This window comes from Leucobacter sp. MMO-125 (assembly GCF_037148395.1).
Lineage (GTDB): Bacteria > Actinomycetota > Actinomycetes > Actinomycetales > Microbacteriaceae > Leucobacter.
The window spans coordinates 534,680-550,232 of record NZ_JBBCTL010000001.1; the positions used below are offsets into that span (position 1 = coordinate 534,680).

A 15,553-nucleotide genomic window follows, 5' to 3' on the forward strand; every position below is an offset into this window, starting at 1 on the left:
GTCACGCGGGATACCCCCGCCGCACCGATCATCTGCGGAGGGGGCCGGCCCCAAAGGCCGCCCCCTCCCCACACCCCGGCGAAGCACCGCCGCCTCGCCGCATCGAAAGGAATCCCATGTCCAAGTACGTCATCGCCATCGACCAGGGCACCACCTCGAGCCGCGCCATCATCTTCGACCGCTCGGGATCCATCATCTCCGTCGGCCAGAAGGAGCACGAGCAGATCATGCCGCAGGCCGGCTGGGTCGAGCACGACGCCGCGGAGATCTGGCAGAACGTGCAAGAGGTGATCGGCATCGCGCTCGGCCGCGCCGACCTCACCCGCCACGACATCGCCGCGATCGGTATCACCAACCAGCGCGAGACCGCCGTGGTCTGGAACAAGAAAACCGGCCAGCCCGTCTACAACGCGATCGTCTGGCAGGACACCCGCACCCAGGACATCGTAGACCGCCTCGCAGCCGACGGCGGCACCGACAGGTTCAAGCAGATCGTGGGCTTGCCGCTCGCGACCTACTTCTCCGGCACGAAGATCGCGTGGATCCTCGAGAACGTCGAGGGCGCCCGCGAAGCCGCCGAAGCCGGCGATCTGCTCTTCGGCACCACCGACTGCTGGGTGCTCTGGAACCTGACCGGCGGTGCCGAGGGCGGCGTGCACGCCACCGATGTCACCAACGCCTCGCGCACCCTCTTCATGGACCTCGAAACGCTTGAGTGGCGCGACGACATCCTCGAAGCCTTCGGTGTGCCGCGCTCAATGCTGCCCGAGATCCGCTCCTCCTCCGAGGTCTATGGCCACGCCGAAGACTCGTCGCTGCTGCGCGAAACCCCCATCGCCGGCATTCTCGGCGATCAGCAGGCAGCCACCTTCGGCCAGGCCGCATTCGAGGCCGGCGAGTCGAAGAACACCTATGGCACCGGCTGTTTCCTCATCTTCAACACCGGCGAAGAGATCGTCCACTCGAAGAACGGCCTGCTCACTACCGTCGGCTACAAGCTGGGCGACGCCCCCACCCACTACGCACTCGAAGGCTCGATCGCAGTGACGGGCTCGCTCATCCAGTGGCTGCGCGACCAGCTCGGCATCATCGAGTCGGCGCCGCAGGTCGAAGAGCTGTCGGCGAGCGTGCCCGACAACGGCGGCGTGTACATCGTTCCCGCGTTCTCCGGCCTGTTCGCCCCCTACTGGCGCCCGGACGCCCGCGGCGCGATCGTGGGCCTCACCCGCTACGCCAACAAGGGCCACATCGCACGGGCAGCGCTCGAGGCCGTCGCGTTCCAGACGCGCGATGTGCTCGACGCCGTCAACGCGGATGCAGGCGTCGACCTCACCGAGCTCAAGGTCGACGGTGGCATGGTGGCGAACAACGCGCTCATGCAGTTCCAAGCCGATGTGCTCGGGGTTCCGGTGGTGCGCCCGGTCGTCGCTGAGACCACCGCCCTCGGCGCGGCCTACGCGGCCGGCCTCGCGGTCGGGTTCTGGAACGGCCTCGACGATCTCTCGGCCAACTGGCAGGAGGATCGCCGTTGGGAGCCCGAGATGGACGAAGCCGAGCGCGACCGTCAGCTGCGCAACTGGCGCAAGGCCGTCACCAAGTCGATGGACTGGGTCGACGAAGACGTGAAGTAAGCGTATCGCAGCAGTGAGGCCGGGGCGGCGGGAGGAGATCCCACCGCCCCGGCCTCACTGCTGCGCGTGGTCGCCGCTGCTGCGCCGGGTCGTTCCGGCCGACCGTCGCCGCTGCCGCCGATCGCTACTCCGCTTCGAGCGGATACAGGGGGTTGTGTCCGGCAGCGATCCGCTCCCCCTCGGGCACCGGCCCGGGTGGGGTGCCGTCACCGAACGGCTCACCACCGAGCCGCGCACGATCGTGAGGTTCAAGCCAGCCGGCGAGATCTGGCCCCACCGGCACGATGCCCGTGGGGTTCACGTCTTCGTGCGTGATGTAGTAGTGCTGCTTGATCTGCACGAAGTCGATCGTGTCGCCAAAGCCGGGCGTCTGAAACAGATCCCGGGCATACCCCCACAGGTGATCCATCTCGGCGAGCTTACTGCGGTTCGTCTTGAAGTGCCCGTGATAGACGGGGTCGAAGCGGGCGAGCGTGGTGAAGAGGCGAACATCTGCCTCCGTGATCGTGCCGCCCATCAGATAGCGCCGCGTCGAAAGCCGCTCCTCAAGCCAATCCATCGCCTCCCAGAGGCGCACGTAGGCCGCCTCGTACGCCTCCTGGCTGCCCGCGAAGCCGCAGCGGTAGACGCCATTGTTCACCTCGGTGAACACCCGCTCGATCACGGGCCACATCTCGTGCCGCAGCGCATCGGGCAGCAGATCGGGTGCGCCCTCGCGGTGATATTCGCGCCACTGGGTTGAGAAGTCGAGTGTGATCTGAGGGTAGTCGTTCGTGACGACCCCGCCTGAGGGGATATCGACGATGGCAGGCACCGTGATGCCCCGCGGATAGCCCGGAAAGCGGGCGAAGTAGTTCTGCTGCAGACGCTCGGTGCCAAGCACCGGGTCACGTCCCCCGGGATCGAGATCGAAGGTCCAGGATCGCGCATCGTGCGTGGGGCCGGGCCGGGCGAGCGAGATCGCTTCTTCGAGCCCCAGCAGCCGCCGCACGATCACGGTGCGATTCGCCCACGGGCAGGCGTTGGCCGCGACGAGCCTGTAGCGGCTCGGTTCGACCGGCCACGCCTCGGCCCCCTCGCTCAGCCCGAAGCCGAGCGAGCCGATCTTGGAGGGCGGCGGTGCGGGCAGCCCCCGGATCGCCGCCGGATCCGCCACGATCCGATCCTCGATGTAGTGCGTGTCGCGCGTGAACTCGGCACCGCTGGTGACGTAGGCACCTCGTGTCGAGTGCTCGTTCTCGGGCGCAGCGCTGACTGGGTGGGCTGCAGGTGCGTCGTTCGACATGCGGGGCCTCCTCGGTGCGGCCGGCGAAAACCGGATGCGGGCGATTCTAGAGCGGAATTCTTCACGGCCTCCCAGCCGACTCCCGTTCCGGTGCATCGGCACCACGGTTCTGCGCGGTCAGGGGTGCCCACGCAGCAGAATACCCCGGGAGCGGCGAACGCTCCCGGGGCATCCTGTCGAACACACGCGCGGTGCTACTCCTGGCCGGCGCGCTCCAACACCAGCTCACGCACACGGGCCGCGTCGGCCTGCCCGCGCATCGCCTTCATGACGGCGCCAATGATCGCGCCGGCGGCTTGCACCTTGCCGTCGCGAATCTTTGCGAGCACATCCGGCTGCTCGGCGAGCGCCGCATCGACTGCCGCGATGAGCGCGCCATCGTCGGAGACGATCGCGAGCCCACGTGCCTCAACGATCTCAGCGGCGGTGCCCTCACCGTCGATGATGCCGGCGATGACCTGACGCGCCAGCTTGTCATTGAGGGTGCCGGCATCGACGAGCTCGACGACGGAAACGATCTGCTGCGGAGTGATGAGATCGGCGGGCGCAACCGAGCGCTCGTTCGCGATGCGCGCGACCTCGCCGGTCCACCACTTGCGCGCCGTCTGCGGCGGCACGCCGGCCGCAACAGTGGCCTCGATGGTCGAGAGCAGGCCGGCGTTCACCACGTCCTGGAACTCGAGCGCGCTGTACTGCCACTCCTGCTTCAAACGGCGGGTGCGCAGAGTCGGGTGCTCGGGCAGCTGGGCCCGCAGCCCCTCGACAAGCTCACGCGACGGGGTGAGCGGCGCGAGATCGGGCTCAGGGAAGTAGCGGTAGTCGTCGGCGTCGCTCTTCGGGCGGCCGGGCGACGTCTCTCCCGTGTCTTCATGCCAGTGGCGGGTCTCCTGCGTGATGGAGCCGCCGTCGGCGAGAATCTGAGCCTGCCGCTGAATCTCGAAGCGCACCGCGCGCTCGATCGAACGCAGCGAGTTCACGTTCTTCGTCTCGGTGCGGGTGCCAAGCACGGACATGCCGGCACCCTCGTTGCCGCGGGGGCGCAGCGACACATTCGCGTCGCAACGCAGGTTGCCACGCTCCATGCGGGCGTCCGAGATGCCGAGCGCGATCACGATCTCGCGGATGGTCGCCACGTAGGCGGCCGCGATCTCAGGGGTGTCGGCCTCGCCGCCGAAAACGGGGCGGGTCACGATCTCCACGAGCGGCACGCCGGCGCGGTTGTAGTCGACAAGAGAGTACTCAGCGCCCTGGATACGGCCCGTCGAACCGCCAACGTGGTTGAGTTTACCTGCGTCTTCCTCCATGTGGGCGCGCTCGATGGGCACGTGCACAACACGCCCCGATGCGAGCTCGATCTCCACGGAGCCGTCGTACGCGATGGGGTCGTCGTACTGGGAGATCTGGTAGTTCTTCGCCATGTCGGGGTAGAAGTAGTTCTTCCGAGCGAAGCCCGAAACCTCGGCGATCTCGCATCCGAGCGCGAGGCCGAGGCTGATCGATCCGCGCACCGCCTGCTCGTTGACCACGGGCAGCGAACCGGGCAGGCCGAGGCACACCGGGGTGAGGTTCGTGTTCGGTTCAGCACCGAAGGTGTTGGGTGCCGAAGAGAACATCTTGGTCTTCGTGTTGAGCTCGACGTGCACTTCGAGGCCGATCACCGGCTCGAACAGTTCGAGGGCCCGCTCGAAGTCCATCAGCTTGGTCTTGGCCATCAGTTCGCCGCCTCTCCAGTCGAAGCACCTGCAAGGGAGGGCGCCTGCGCCCAGAACGGAGATCCGTCGCGCTCGGTGATGAGGCTTTCGATGGCGGATCCCGCGCGGTACAGGCGGGCATCCTCGAAAGCGGGAGCCATGAGCTGCAGGCCCACGGGCAGGCCGTCCTCGCTCGCAGTGCCGATCGGCAGGCTGAGTCCGGGGATTCCCGCGAGGTTCGCGGGGATCGTGGTGGCGTCGTTGAGGTAATCCTGCAGCGGATCGCCGCCGTGGGCACCGAGCTGCCACGCTGTCGTGGGCGCGGTGGGCGAGGCGATCACGTCAACCTTGTCGAAGGCGCTGGCGAAGTCGCGCTGAATGAGGGTGCGCACCTTCTGCGCACTGCCGTAGTAGGCATCGTAGTAGCCGGCCGAGAGGGCATAGGTGCCGAGAATGATGCGTCGCTTCACCTCGGTGCCGAACCCTGCGGCGCGGGTCTCGCTCATCACGCTCTCGACGGTGCCGCCGCCCTTGGGGGTGACGCGCAGGCCGAAACGCACGGAGTCGTACTTGGCCAGGTTGCTGGAAGCCTCGGCGGGCAGGATCAGGTAGTACGCTGCGACGGCGTACTCGAAGTGAGGGGCGTCGATCTCCACGATCTCGGCGCCCTGCGCTGCGAGCAGTGCCAGTGCCTCATCGAAGCGGGCCTTCACACCCGGCTGCAGGCCGTCAACCATGAGCTGCTTCACCACGCCGACGCGCAGCCCCTTGAGGCTTGCCGGATCGGCACCGCCTCTGGCGGCCTCCGCCATCGACGGCCAAGCGAAATCGAGCGAGGTCGAATCGTGGTGGTCGTGACCTGCGATGACGTCGTGCAGCAGCGCCGTGTCGAGCACGGTGCGGGCGCACGGGCCGATCTGGTCGAGCGATGAGGCGAGCGCGATGGCCCCGTAGCGGCTGACACCGCCGTAGGTGGGCTTGACGCCAACAGTGCCGGTGAGCGCGGCGGGCTGGCGGATCGAGCCGCCCGTGTCAGAACCCAGCGCAAGCGGCGCCTCGAATGCGCCAACAGCCACGGCCGAACCGCCGCCGGAGCCGCCGGGCACCCGGTCGGCCGCCCACTGGTTGCGGGTGGGGCCGTAGGCGGAGTTCTCGGTGGAGGAGCCCATCGCGAACTCGTCCATATTGGTCTTGCCGATGCTGATGAGCCCGGCCGCGCGGGCCTTGGCAACGGCGGTCGCATCGTAGGGTGAGCGGTAGCCCTCGAGAATCTTGGAGCCCGAGGTGGAGGGCATGTCGGTGGTGACGAGCACATCTTTCACGGCGAGAGGCACGCCGGCGAGCTCGCCAAGGGCCTCACCGGCAGCGCGGCGGGCGTCGATGTCGCGGGCCGCCGCGAGCGATGCCTCGGCATCGGTCGCGAGGAAGGCGTTCAGGGCACCATCAACGGCCGCAATGCGGTCGAGGTGGGCGCGCGTGGCCTCCTCGGAGGAGACCTCGCCAGAGGAGAGCTTCGCGGCGAGCTCCGCCGCGGTCAGTCTGATCAGTTCACTCATGCCGTTCGCCTTACTGCTCTTCACCGAGGATCGAGGAAACGCGGAACATGCCGTCGCTCGTCTCGGGTGCGTTTGCCAGCGCCTGCTCGCGTGTGAGCACGTCGGCTACCTCATCGGCCCGGGTGACGTTGCTCAGCGGAATCGGGTGGCTCGTGGCCGGCACGTCGGCGCGTGCGACCTCGCTCACCTTGGCGATGTTGGCGAGGATCGAGTCGAGCTCAGTGGTGAGCGAATCGATCTCCGCGTCGGTGAGGGCGATCCGGGCGAGTCCGGCGAGATGCTGCACGGTCTGCGCCGTGATCTCGCCGCTCGCCCCAGCGCGTTCTGCCGCAGGGGTGTCAGGCATGCTGCTCCATCGTGACGTTATGAAAAGTTCGGTGAACCACACCATCCTACCGAGGAGAGGGTGGGGCGAAGCTCTGCATGCCGCGCCCGCGTGAGCGCAGGCCACCGACCGCCTCAGCGTTCAGACGACCTCGCTGCTGAAGAGCTGAGCGCTGATGCTGGTGAGGGCTGCTTCTCTGCCGATCTCGCGCCCGAGCAGCCACCGACCTCCGCCGAAGCGCTCGGCGGTGCGATGCGGGTCGAAACTCTCGAAGTACTGCAGCGTTCCCCTGGGCGGGATCTGCATACCGCCGAACGAGCCGATGGCCCAGAAATTCGCGGTTCCCACAAGCATCTGCGGGTCTCTCGCCGTGACGAATGACGTCGGCAGGCAATCGGTCGTGGCTCGCTGCCACATGGTGACGCCGGCGCGTCCCCGGCGGTGCTCGATCACGAGCCACATCGCCGATCCGGTGCCCCGAAGGTACGCTTCAAGCCACCCATCTTTCGCGTCCTGGCAAGAAACCAGGCCCGCAACGCGCATTTCCTGATCCTGGAGTCGCAGTGGCGCACCAGGCAGCAGGCGCGAAGCCAGCACCTCAAGGCTGGACGGAGAATCAAGACTGAGCCGATTCACGATGCGCCACGCCACCCTTTCATGGGCTTCGAACGCCCCCTCGTTCCAGCGATCCGATCCGCTGAACCGACATGCCCAGCCCGCGTTTCGAAACGTACCAGCGACCCGCACCAACAAATAACTGGAACGATCGCTTTACTTATCGTATCGTGGCCTGAGCCCAAAACATCACCAGACCCGAGCACACTCGGGCCGACCGCCACAGAATCGATCACGACTAAGCTGGGGCGGGGGCAGTCGCGACGGGAGAGGGTGCAGGGTGACGCAGCGCAGAACGGCAGCGCAGGATCGTGGGCGGGATACGCAGATTCGCATTCTCGATGGTGCCGCTTCCGAGTTCATGAAACACGGCTACGGCACCGTGAGCATTCGCAGCATCGCAGAAGAGTCGGGGATCTCCATCGGATCCATCTACTTCCACTTCCGCACGAAGGAGAGCATCGCCAAGGCGATCACCGAAGAGCAGCACCATCGCTCATTGCGGCTCATCGAAGAGATCACCAAGCCACTCGACGGCACCCTGCAGAAACTCGTGCACGTGTCTCGCGCACTTGCCGAGCAAATCGCATCCGACCCGATCGTGCGCGCAGGCATGGCCCTCTCCTTCGAAAAAGAAGAGTTCACCGGAGACGTCTCCGGGTTCTACGCCGACTGGATCCAGGCCGTCACCGAAGATCTCCGCGCCTCCTTTGCAACTGGCGAACTCGAAAGCCGCCTCACCCCGAGCCAGCACGCCGAATACCTCGTCGCGCACTTCGCAGGCATCCTGTCACTCGCGATGGCCCGACAGAACATCGACCGACTCGGCGAATCACTCGCAACGATGTGGCTCGGCTCGGTCGACGGGCTCGTACCCGCCAAGCTCCGCGAAGATGCCGTCACCATGATCCGCAGCGTCTACGCCGACGCCCACGCTCCGACAGGCGACGCAGACACCACCTCCTAGCCAACGGCGGCACCGCCGCCCCAATCCGCCAACGTGTCGTTTTGAAGCAAGACGAACGTACGAGTTAAGCTAAGCCCGCGAGACCGGGGATCCACCCCTCGTGCTCCCCCACCACTCACCCCGCTCAGTGCTGAGCACAGCAAGATCTCGAGGAGACCGCGTGCCCGCAGATGTTCAAGAACTGTCGCTCGAGCATTGGCTCGGCGCTGCCGGGGAACGCTACTTCGGTGCTGGCTACAAAGACGTCACCTACCAGATGCGCGCAGCCCGCCCCGGCCTCGCAGACTTCGCCGTGCACTACCCCGAGGCCTGGTCGCTCGACGCTGCAGGGCAACCACGAGAAACCCACCTCAGCTCGGTCGATGCCGTGGTGCTCACACTGATGGCGACCCAAGCCCAAGTCACGGTCGGCCGCACAAACGAGACCGCCCGCGTCTCAAGCGTCGAACTGAGATCCGGCCGAACACCCTGGCTCGACCTCACCCGGGTGCCACTCGCGTTTTCCACACAAGCCGGCAACGGCAACGGCGAAGACGTTGTCATCGAGGCGACCGCCGGCAACATCCGCACGCGCATCGGCCTGCGCGAAGGTGGGCGACACGGAGACACCCCGTCCCTTCGCATTCCACCCGGATCCGCCCCCACGTACCCGGCAGCGCTGCGTGCAGTGAGCTCCCAAACCCGCATCTCCCAGGTGGACAGGGCCGCTTCGAGCATCAGCGCAGAACACGAGTTCACAGAGAACGAGTCGTCGATCGGCTGCTACGGCGGCATCGAAGGGGCACGGTGGCCATCGATCACCGTCATCGACTACCTCGTCACCATGGGGCAGATGAGCCAGGCAGTGGTCTGCCTTGCGAAAGGCATTACCCGCGCAGGAATGGGCAACCTCTGGATGCGCACCATGAACATTCGCGCCACCGGCCGTTCAACGCCGCTCGGCGCTCGGATCACCACTGAGACGCGCCTCGTCCACGACCGCGCCTGGGTGCGCGACGGCACGAAGGTGCACGACCTGCAGGTGGAATCGCGCTCCAGCGACGGCATTGTCGCAAGCGCGAAACTCGCATTCTTCGACGAGCAGACGCCAGCTTCGACTGGGCGGTAGGGGGCAACCGATATGACCAGGATTGACGACACCATGCTGCTTGCGGCAGCAGAAGAGTTCGCGCTGCGCGGGTACCACAGCGCTCAGCTCAACTGGATGCTCGCGGGTGACGTCGACGCGCTCGCGGGCCGACCGCCCACCAGGCACGAGTTGGGCGTCGCCGTGCTCAACGCCGAGGGCACCGCAATGCGCGGTGCTCAGGCAGCCGCAGCCCGACGCGCTTCAAGCCCCCTCGAACGCCTCTATTGCGCCTTCGACGAGGTGGGCGAGTTGATGGCAGGCAATGTGCTGGTGCGCGCCGGCATGCGCCTCGCTGCAGAATCACGCACGGAGTTTCCTGAGCGGCGGATCGACCCCTACGCGACCTGGCACACCTTTTTGACGGGTGCGCTCACAGAAGCCGCCGCAGCCGGAGAACTCCGCCCCGACACGAACATCGATGAGGTCGCCTGGACCCTGGTAGCCGTGGGCTTCGGCACGAAAGATCTCGTCGGCTTTCACGGCCGCTGGGAAGAGGTCGGGCCGCGCCTGCACGCCGCCCTCCACTACGTGCTCGGGAGCGTCGTCCCGCAGCGTTGAGCAACGGGCGGGCTCGCCTGTCGAGCCGAGAAACCGGTGAGTCAGCCTTCCGGGCCGAGCTCGAAGCTCAGCCCCTCGTTGGCGAAGCGCTCACGGGTGCTGGGCGAGGACCCGATCAGCACCAGGCGCTTCGCGAGCCGCGCCGTGGGAAGGTCTGCGGCAGAATCGGTGGCGAACTCCGCCGCAGCCATCGGCACCGCATGCTCAATCAAGGCATCGGCCTTGCGCTGCCCCATCCGATGATCCACGAACCGCATACCATCAGGGGCCGCCGCGAGCAATGAAGCACAGAGCATGTCGTAGGGCACCCCGGCCGCCCGCAGCAGCGATTCCGCGAGCCGCTGCTCCGTCGCGGTCGCAATCACTATCTGCGCGCCAGATTCGTGCTGTGCCCTGATGCGCTGCACCGTGCTCTGCCTGATCCACGCAGGATCCACGCCGACGCGGGCACCGAAGCCTTGGGCAAGCTGCGCGTACGCCTCCTCCGACAGCCCTCGCAGCGCCACCCGTGTGATGCGCTGGGCGAAGGCCGATCGACTCGCAGTGGTGCGGCTCGCAGCCCACCCCGCGATCAGCGGAAGCGCTCGCGCATATCGAAGCCGAGAGGCGCGCAGACGCCCGAGCAGCAGTGCGACGAAGGTGTCACGCGTGGTGATCACCCCGTCGAGGTCGTAAACGTACAGCTCTGAGGGAGCCTCGGCGTCACTGTGCATGATGCGATCATCGTAGCGCGGCCGGGGTGCCGTGCTGCTGCGTCCGACTGCGAAACCCTGCCAAACGGTGAGCCGTCACTCCCCGCGGCTCACTTCAGTGCTATCTGAACCTGTTTCAGGCCTCAGATGCTTCGGTCTCGCCCGCTGCCAGCGCCAGGGCCGCAGGGCCCTCGGTGACAAGCACCGCGAACTGCGCGGCGTCGAGCACCGGAATATTCAACTCCTCAGCTTTGGCGAGTTTCGAGCCTGCCCCGGGGCCGGCGGCCACGAAGTCGGTCTTCTTCGAAACGCTTGACGCCGCCTTGCCGCCGGCCTGGATGATCGCCTCCTTGGCGCCGTCTCGCGTGAACCCTTCGAGGCTGCCTGTAGCGACCACCGTAAGCCCAGCGAGCACCCCGCCCTCGGCAACCGCGGCACCGGGTCCAGGGTGGCCTGGCGTCGCCCACTGCACCCCTGCAGCGGCCCAGCGATCGACGATCTCACGATGCCAGTCGACTTCGAACCACTCCTTGAGCGACTCGGCGATGATGCTGCCCACGCCATCTACCTCGGAGAGTTCTTCGACGGAGGCCTGGCGGATCGCATCGAGCGAACCGAACCACTCCGCGAGCGCTCGTGCCGCAACCGGCCCGACGTGGCGGATGTTCAGGGAGACCAGCAGACGCCACAGCGGCTTCGTCTTCGCCTTCTCAAGCTCGGTGAGGAAGGTCTCGGCGTCTTTCGAGGGGAGCACCACACGGTGGTTTTTGCGGAAACCTGCCTTGCGCCGTGCCGCGGCATCGAGCCCGGCAGCGGCGGGCGGATACTCGAGCACGACGCGCTGGAACGGTGAGCGTCGCCGCGGCTCACCGGTCTCTTCATCGATCACAGGCTCGCCTGTTTCGCTGTCGCGCACGACGACAGTGATCGGAACGAGCTCATCGAGGCTCAGGTCGAAAAGCCCTGCCTCGGTTTCGAGTGGTGGAACGGCGGGAATCTCGGGTTGGGTGAGAGCGGCCGCGGTGATCTCGCCGAGCACCTCGATATCGAGTGCGCCCCGTGATCCGATGTGTTCGACACGGCCGCGCACCTGTGCAGGGCAGGCACGTGCGTTCGGGCAGCGCAGGTCGATGTCGCCCTCCTTCATGGGGCGCAGGGGTGTGCCGCACTCGGGGCAGTGCTCGGGCATGCGCCACTCGACCTCGCTGCCGTCTCGCAGTTCGATCACGGCTCCGAGCACCTCGGGGATCACGTCTCCGGCTTTGCGGAGCACCACGGTGTCGCCGATAAGCACGCCCTTTGCCTGCACCACTTGCTGGTTGTGCAGCGTGGCCTGACGCACCGTCGATCCCGCAACTTTCACAGGTTCCATTACCGCGTAGGGGGTGGCCCGGCCAGTGCGACCCACGCCGACGCGGATGTCGAGGAGGCGGGTGTGCACCTCTTCTGGCGGGTATTTGTAGGCGATGGCCCAGCGCGGGGCTCGGCTGGTCTCGCCGAGCTCAGCGTGCAGCTCGAGTTCGTCGATCTTCACCACGATGCCATCGATCTCATGTTCGACGTCGTGGCGGTGCTCGCCGCGGTCGGCGATGAACTCGACAACCTCGTCGACAGTGTCGAAGACCCGCGAGTGGGGTGAAACCGGCAGCCCCCACTCGGCGAGCAGCCCGTAGACCTCTGATTGGTTCTCGATGCCGGGCTGCTGCCAGGCACCGATGCCGTGCACGTAGAGCGACAGCCGCCCGAGCCTGTCGCGCATGAGCGCCAGATCGGTCTCGTTCTTCTTCTCGGCTCGCTGGCGCAGGGTGCCGGCTGCAGTGTTGCGGGCGTTCGCGAACTCTGGGTAGCGGATCGCGATCCGCTCCTCTGGGATTCCTTTTGCCCGCTGCTCTGCGGCCGATTGAGCCTGGAGTTCGTGCTGGCGGCGGTTGAGAGCTTCGAAATCTTCGCTGCTCAAGAACACCTCGCCGCGCGCCTCGAAGAACTCGGGGATGCCCTCACCGTGCAGCTCGCGGGGGATGACAGGGATGAGATCGATATTTTCGGTGATGTCTTCGCCCACACGCCCATCGCCGCGAGTGGTTGCGGTTTCGAGCACTCCATCGCGGTAGGCGAGGCTGATCGCGAGTCCGTCGATTTTGAGCTCGGTGAGCCAGCGCACCTTGCGGCCGGCGGCCGCCTGGGTTTTCTCGGCCCATTCGCGGAACTCGTCGAGCGAGAAGACGTTGTCGAGGCTGAGCATGCGTTCCGCGTGCTCGTGCTCGGGGAAGCCTGCGGAGACAACGGCGGCGCCCACCTCACGGGTGGGACTGTCTTGGCCCGCGAGTTCGGGGAAGGCGCGTTCGAGAGCTTCGAGCCTGTGGAACATCTCGTCGTACTCGGCGTCTGAGACCAGGCTCGTCGCCTCGGAGTAGTAGGCGCGGCGCAGACGCTCGATCTCGACGGTCAGCTGCTCGGCTTCAGCACGAGCCTCATCGAAGGTTTCGGGGATCGGCGGGTTCTCGTTCACCTCTTCAGTCTAGAAGCGACCGCTGACATTCGCGCCCCTCAGCCCGCCACGCACTGTGAGGTCACCTGCGTGGTCGTTTCGCCGGGGCTCAAACTGCCCACCGACGACCTCAGTGAGCAGTGACGACGGTGGGCGCAGCGGGCGCAGCAGCAGGCGTAGCAGCAGCCACGGCCCTGTCGATCGTGAACTGGCCGAGCACCCGCGTGCCGATGTAGACCACCGCGGTCTGGCCAGGCGCCACCCCCAGCAGAGGCTCTGCGCGCGCGAGATCGATGTCGACCACGATCTCGTGCGTCGCATCGGCCCGATGCTGCTCGGTGCGCTCTGACTCGAGGATCGGCTCGAGCCTGGCCCGTGCCGGCACAGGGTCGGCGTGCGCCCGAATCTGCACCTCGCAGTCGAAAGTCTCGCTCACATCGAAGCCGGGCTCGCCGGCCCAGCTGAAGCGCCCGCCCGCAATGCGTCCGATGGCAAGGCTCTGCTTCGGGCCGACCACCACCTGGTTCGAAACCGGGCGGATCGAGAGCACGTAGCGCGGCTGACCGTCGGGTGCCGGCCGACCCAGCTGCAGGCCGCGCCGCTGCCCCACGGTGTAGCCGTGGGCGCCGTCGTGGCGCCCGACGACCTCACCTGACTCATCCAGGATCTCCCCCGGTTCGCGCGCCAGGTGATCCGAGAGCCACCCGCGCGTGTCGCCGTCGGGGATGAAGCAGATGTCGTGGCTGTCGGGCTTCTGGGCTACCTGCAGCCCGCGATCCTCGGCCTCTGCCCGGATCAGCTCTTTCGAAGGGGTGTCACCGAGCGGAAAGTAACAGTGCGCGAGCTGCCGCTCGGTAAGCACGCCGAGTACGTACGACTGGTCTTTCGCCCAGGCACTTGCGCGGTGCAGTTCACGGCCGTTCGGGCCGTCTTCGAGCGTCGCGTAGTGCCCGGTGGCCACGGCGTCGAAGCCGAGGGCGATCGCCTTGTCGAGCAGCGCGGCAAACTTGATCTTCTCGTTGCAGCGCATGCACGGGTTGGGTGTGCGACCTGCCGCGTACTCCGCGATGAAGTCGTCAACAACGTCTTCTTTGAAGCGCTCGCTGAGATCCCATACATAGAAAGGAATCCCCAGCATCCCGGCGGCACGGCGCGCATCCATTGCGTCTTCAATGGTGCAGCAGCCACGGGAACCGGTGCGCAGTGTGCCGGGCATCCGGCTGAGCGCCAAATGCACACCCACGACATCGTGCCCCGCCTCGACAGCGCGTGCTGCCGCCACGGCGGAGTCCACTCCCCCACTCATCGCCGCCAGAATCTTCATCCGAAACAGTTTACGCGTTCATCGCAGAACACCCCAGTAGGAGAAATCCTTCGCGAGCGACGAGCGCTCAGGAGAGGCCCGCTGCTCTCGCTCGTTCGAGTGCGGCCGGCAGGGCTTGGAGCAGCGCGTCAACCTCATCGTCTCGGGTGTCGGGGCCGAGGGTGAAGCGCAGGGCTCCCGCCGCTTCGGCCGCAGGCACCCCCATTGCGAGAAGCACATGTGAGATCTCGGCGACGCCGGCACGACATGCTGAGCCGACCGAGACCGAAACTCCGACGGTATCGAGCAGGAACACGAGCGAGTCACCCTGGCAACCAGGAAAAGTGAAGTGAGCATTGCCCGGCAGTCGCGGCGCAACAGCGGGCTCAGCAGCGGGCTCCGGCCCGCGCAGCACAGCGCCCGGGTCAACCGCGCGCACCCCTGCGACCAGCCGGTCACGCAGCGCCGCGAGGCGCGCCGTGCGTTCAGGATCGGGGCGCGCCTCGGCGTCGAGCGCGATGTCGAGGGCAGCAGCGAAAGCGACGGCCCCGGCAACATCCTGGGTGCCCGAGCGTGCACGCTGCTGCGTGCCGCCGTGCATCAGCGCATCCGCGGAGGTGCGCCGCCCCAGCACGAGGGCCCCCACGCCCACTGGCCCGCCGATCTTGTGCGCCGAAACTGACACGGCAGCGGCACCAGACGCAGCGAAGTCGATCGGGATCTGGCCCAAAGCCGATACGGCATCGACGTGGGCGGGAACGCCGACCTCCGCCGCGATCCGGCACAGTTCCGCAACCGGCTGCACCGTACCCACCTCGTTGTTCGCCCACAAGAAGGAGACGAGCGCGACCCGTTCAGCGCCCTCCTCGGCGAGCGCGGCCGCAAGCACGTGTGGCTGCAGCACCCCTTCGGCATCGACGGGCAACCACCGCAGCCGAGCGCCCTGGGCGTCGCGCAGCCACTCAGCGGCTTCCACAGTGGCGTGGTGCTCGCCCTCGGCCACAAGGATCACCGGATCCGACCCCAGCACGGCACGGCGCGCCCAATAGATGCCTTTGATCGCCAGATTGATCGATTCGGTGCCGCCGCTGGTGAGGATCAGCTCGGCCGCATCGCAGCCGAGACCCCGCGCGATGCGTTCGCGGGCCTGCTCAAGCACCTCGCTGGCGCGCTGACCGTGCCCGTGGGTGGATGCGGGATTGCCGACCACGCGCAGCGCGTCGCTGTAGGCGGCGAGCACCGCCTCGGGCATCGGAGAGGTCGCCGCGTGGTCGAGATAGGCGCGCACGTTACTCAGGACAGGTCATGCCTGC

General features: G+C 66.9%; 13 protein-coding genes. 4 read left to right on the plus strand and 9 right to left on the minus strand.

All coding sequences use genetic code 11. The features are described from left to right. Positions 1-116 precede the first annotated feature (116 nt). Positions 117-1,631 carry a glycerol kinase GlpK gene (gene glpK / locus WFI54_RS02475; protein WP_336651208.1) on the plus strand — a complete coding sequence of 505 codons (1,515 nt, stop codon included), beginning with the start codon at positions 117-119 and terminating at the stop codon, positions 1,629-1,631. 124 nt (positions 1,632-1,755) lie between these two features. Here the strand turns inward: glpK and WFI54_RS02480 are convergent, their stop codons facing one another. From WFI54_RS02480 to WFI54_RS02500, 5 genes are all read right to left on the minus strand, one after another. Then, the gene (locus WFI54_RS02480) at positions 1,756-2,916 is read right to left on the minus strand and encodes a glutathione S-transferase C-terminal domain-containing protein (protein WP_336651209.1); all 1,161 of its coding nucleotides are present in this window, start codon (positions 2,914-2,916) and stop codon (positions 1,756-1,758) included. A 194-nt stretch (positions 2,917-3,110) separates the two neighbouring features. Continuing rightward, positions 3,111-4,628, minus strand: a complete 1,518-nt coding sequence (gene gatB / locus WFI54_RS02485; protein WP_336651210.1) for an Asp-tRNA(Asn)/Glu-tRNA(Gln) amidotransferase subunit GatB — start codon at positions 4,626-4,628, stop codon at positions 3,111-3,113. Continuing rightward, positions 4,628-6,163: an Asp-tRNA(Asn)/Glu-tRNA(Gln) amidotransferase subunit GatA gene (gene gatA / locus WFI54_RS02490; RefSeq protein WP_336651211.1), complete on the minus strand. Its 1,536-nt coding sequence runs from the start codon at positions 6,161-6,163 to the stop codon at positions 4,628-4,630. The genes gatB and gatA overlap by 1 nt, the downstream gene beginning before the upstream one ends. Before the next feature lie 10 nt (positions 6,164-6,173). Further along, a complete protein-coding gene (gatC, locus tag WFI54_RS02495) occupies positions 6,174-6,509 on the minus strand; it encodes an Asp-tRNA(Asn)/Glu-tRNA(Gln) amidotransferase subunit GatC (protein WP_336651212.1) in 336 nt (111 codons plus the stop codon). 120 nt (positions 6,510-6,629) lie between these two features. Continuing rightward, on the minus strand, positions 6,630-7,139 hold the full coding sequence (locus WFI54_RS02500; RefSeq protein ID WP_336651213.1) for a hypothetical protein: 510 nt from the start codon (positions 7,137-7,139) through the stop codon (positions 6,630-6,632). Between the two features lie 244 nt (positions 7,140-7,383). Here WFI54_RS02500 and WFI54_RS02505 point away from each other — a divergent pair, with 244 nt between their 5' ends. From WFI54_RS02505 to WFI54_RS02515, 3 genes are all read left to right on the plus strand, one after another. After that, a complete protein-coding gene (locus WFI54_RS02505) occupies positions 7,384-8,070 on the plus strand; it encodes a ScbR family autoregulator-binding transcription factor (RefSeq protein WP_336651214.1) in 687 nt (228 codons plus the stop codon). 160 nt (positions 8,071-8,230) lie between these two features. Continuing rightward, entirely contained in the window at positions 8,231-9,178 is a 948-nt protein-coding gene (locus WFI54_RS02510) for an AvrD family protein (RefSeq protein WP_336651215.1), read from the plus strand. Between the two features lie 12 nt (positions 9,179-9,190). Next, a complete protein-coding gene (locus WFI54_RS02515; RefSeq protein ID WP_336651216.1) occupies positions 9,191-9,757 on the plus strand; it encodes a hypothetical protein in 567 nt (188 codons plus the stop codon). 41 nt (positions 9,758-9,798) lie between these two features. On the opposite strand, the gene WFI54_RS02520 is transcribed toward WFI54_RS02515, so the two are convergent. From WFI54_RS02520 to WFI54_RS02535, 4 genes are all read right to left on the minus strand, one after another. Continuing rightward, positions 9,799-10,470 carry a haloacid dehalogenase-like hydrolase gene (locus WFI54_RS02520; RefSeq protein ID WP_336651217.1) on the minus strand — a complete coding sequence of 224 codons (672 nt, stop codon included), beginning with the start codon at positions 10,468-10,470 and terminating at the stop codon, positions 9,799-9,801. 115 nt (positions 10,471-10,585) lie between these two features. After that, positions 10,586-12,958, minus strand: a complete 2,373-nt coding sequence (gene ligA / locus WFI54_RS02525; RefSeq protein WP_336651218.1) for an NAD-dependent DNA ligase LigA — start codon at positions 12,956-12,958, stop codon at positions 10,586-10,588. Between the two features lie 109 nt (positions 12,959-13,067). Further along, positions 13,068-14,261, minus strand: a complete 1,194-nt coding sequence (gene mnmA / locus WFI54_RS02530; RefSeq protein WP_336651219.1) for a tRNA 2-thiouridine(34) synthase MnmA — start codon at positions 14,259-14,261, stop codon at positions 13,068-13,070. Between the two features lie 67 nt (positions 14,262-14,328). Next, complete coding sequence (locus WFI54_RS02535) at positions 14,329-15,528, minus strand: cysteine desulfurase family protein (protein ID WP_336651220.1); 1,200 nt, start codon at positions 15,526-15,528, stop codon at positions 14,329-14,331. Positions 15,529-15,553: the final 25 nt, after the last annotated feature.

Coding starts and splice junctions, on each gene's coding strand:
- glpK (WP_336651208.1), top strand. CDS start 117: ATGTCCAAGTACGTCATCGCCATCGACCAGGGCACCACCTCGAGCCGC.
- WFI54_RS02480 (WP_336651209.1), bottom strand. CDS start 2,916: ATGTCGAACGACGCACCTGCAGCCCACCCAGTCAGCGCTGCGCCCGAG.
- gatB (WP_336651210.1), bottom strand. CDS start 4,628: ATGGCCAAGACCAAGCTGATGGACTTCGAGCGGGCCCTCGAACTGTTC.
- gatA (WP_336651211.1), bottom strand. CDS start 6,163: ATGAGTGAACTGATCAGACTGACCGCGGCGGAGCTCGCCGCGAAGCTC.
- gatC (WP_336651212.1), bottom strand. CDS start 6,509: ATGCCTGACACCCCTGCGGCAGAACGCGCTGGGGCGAGCGGCGAGATC.
- WFI54_RS02515 (WP_336651216.1), top strand. CDS start 9,191: ATGACCAGGATTGACGACACCATGCTGCTTGCGGCAGCAGAAGAGTTC.
- WFI54_RS02520 (WP_336651217.1), bottom strand. CDS start 10,470: ATGCACAGTGACGCCGAGGCTCCCTCAGAGCTGTACGTTTACGACCTC.
- mnmA (WP_336651219.1), bottom strand. CDS start 14,261: ATGAAGATTCTGGCGGCGATGAGTGGGGGAGTGGACTCCGCCGTGGCG.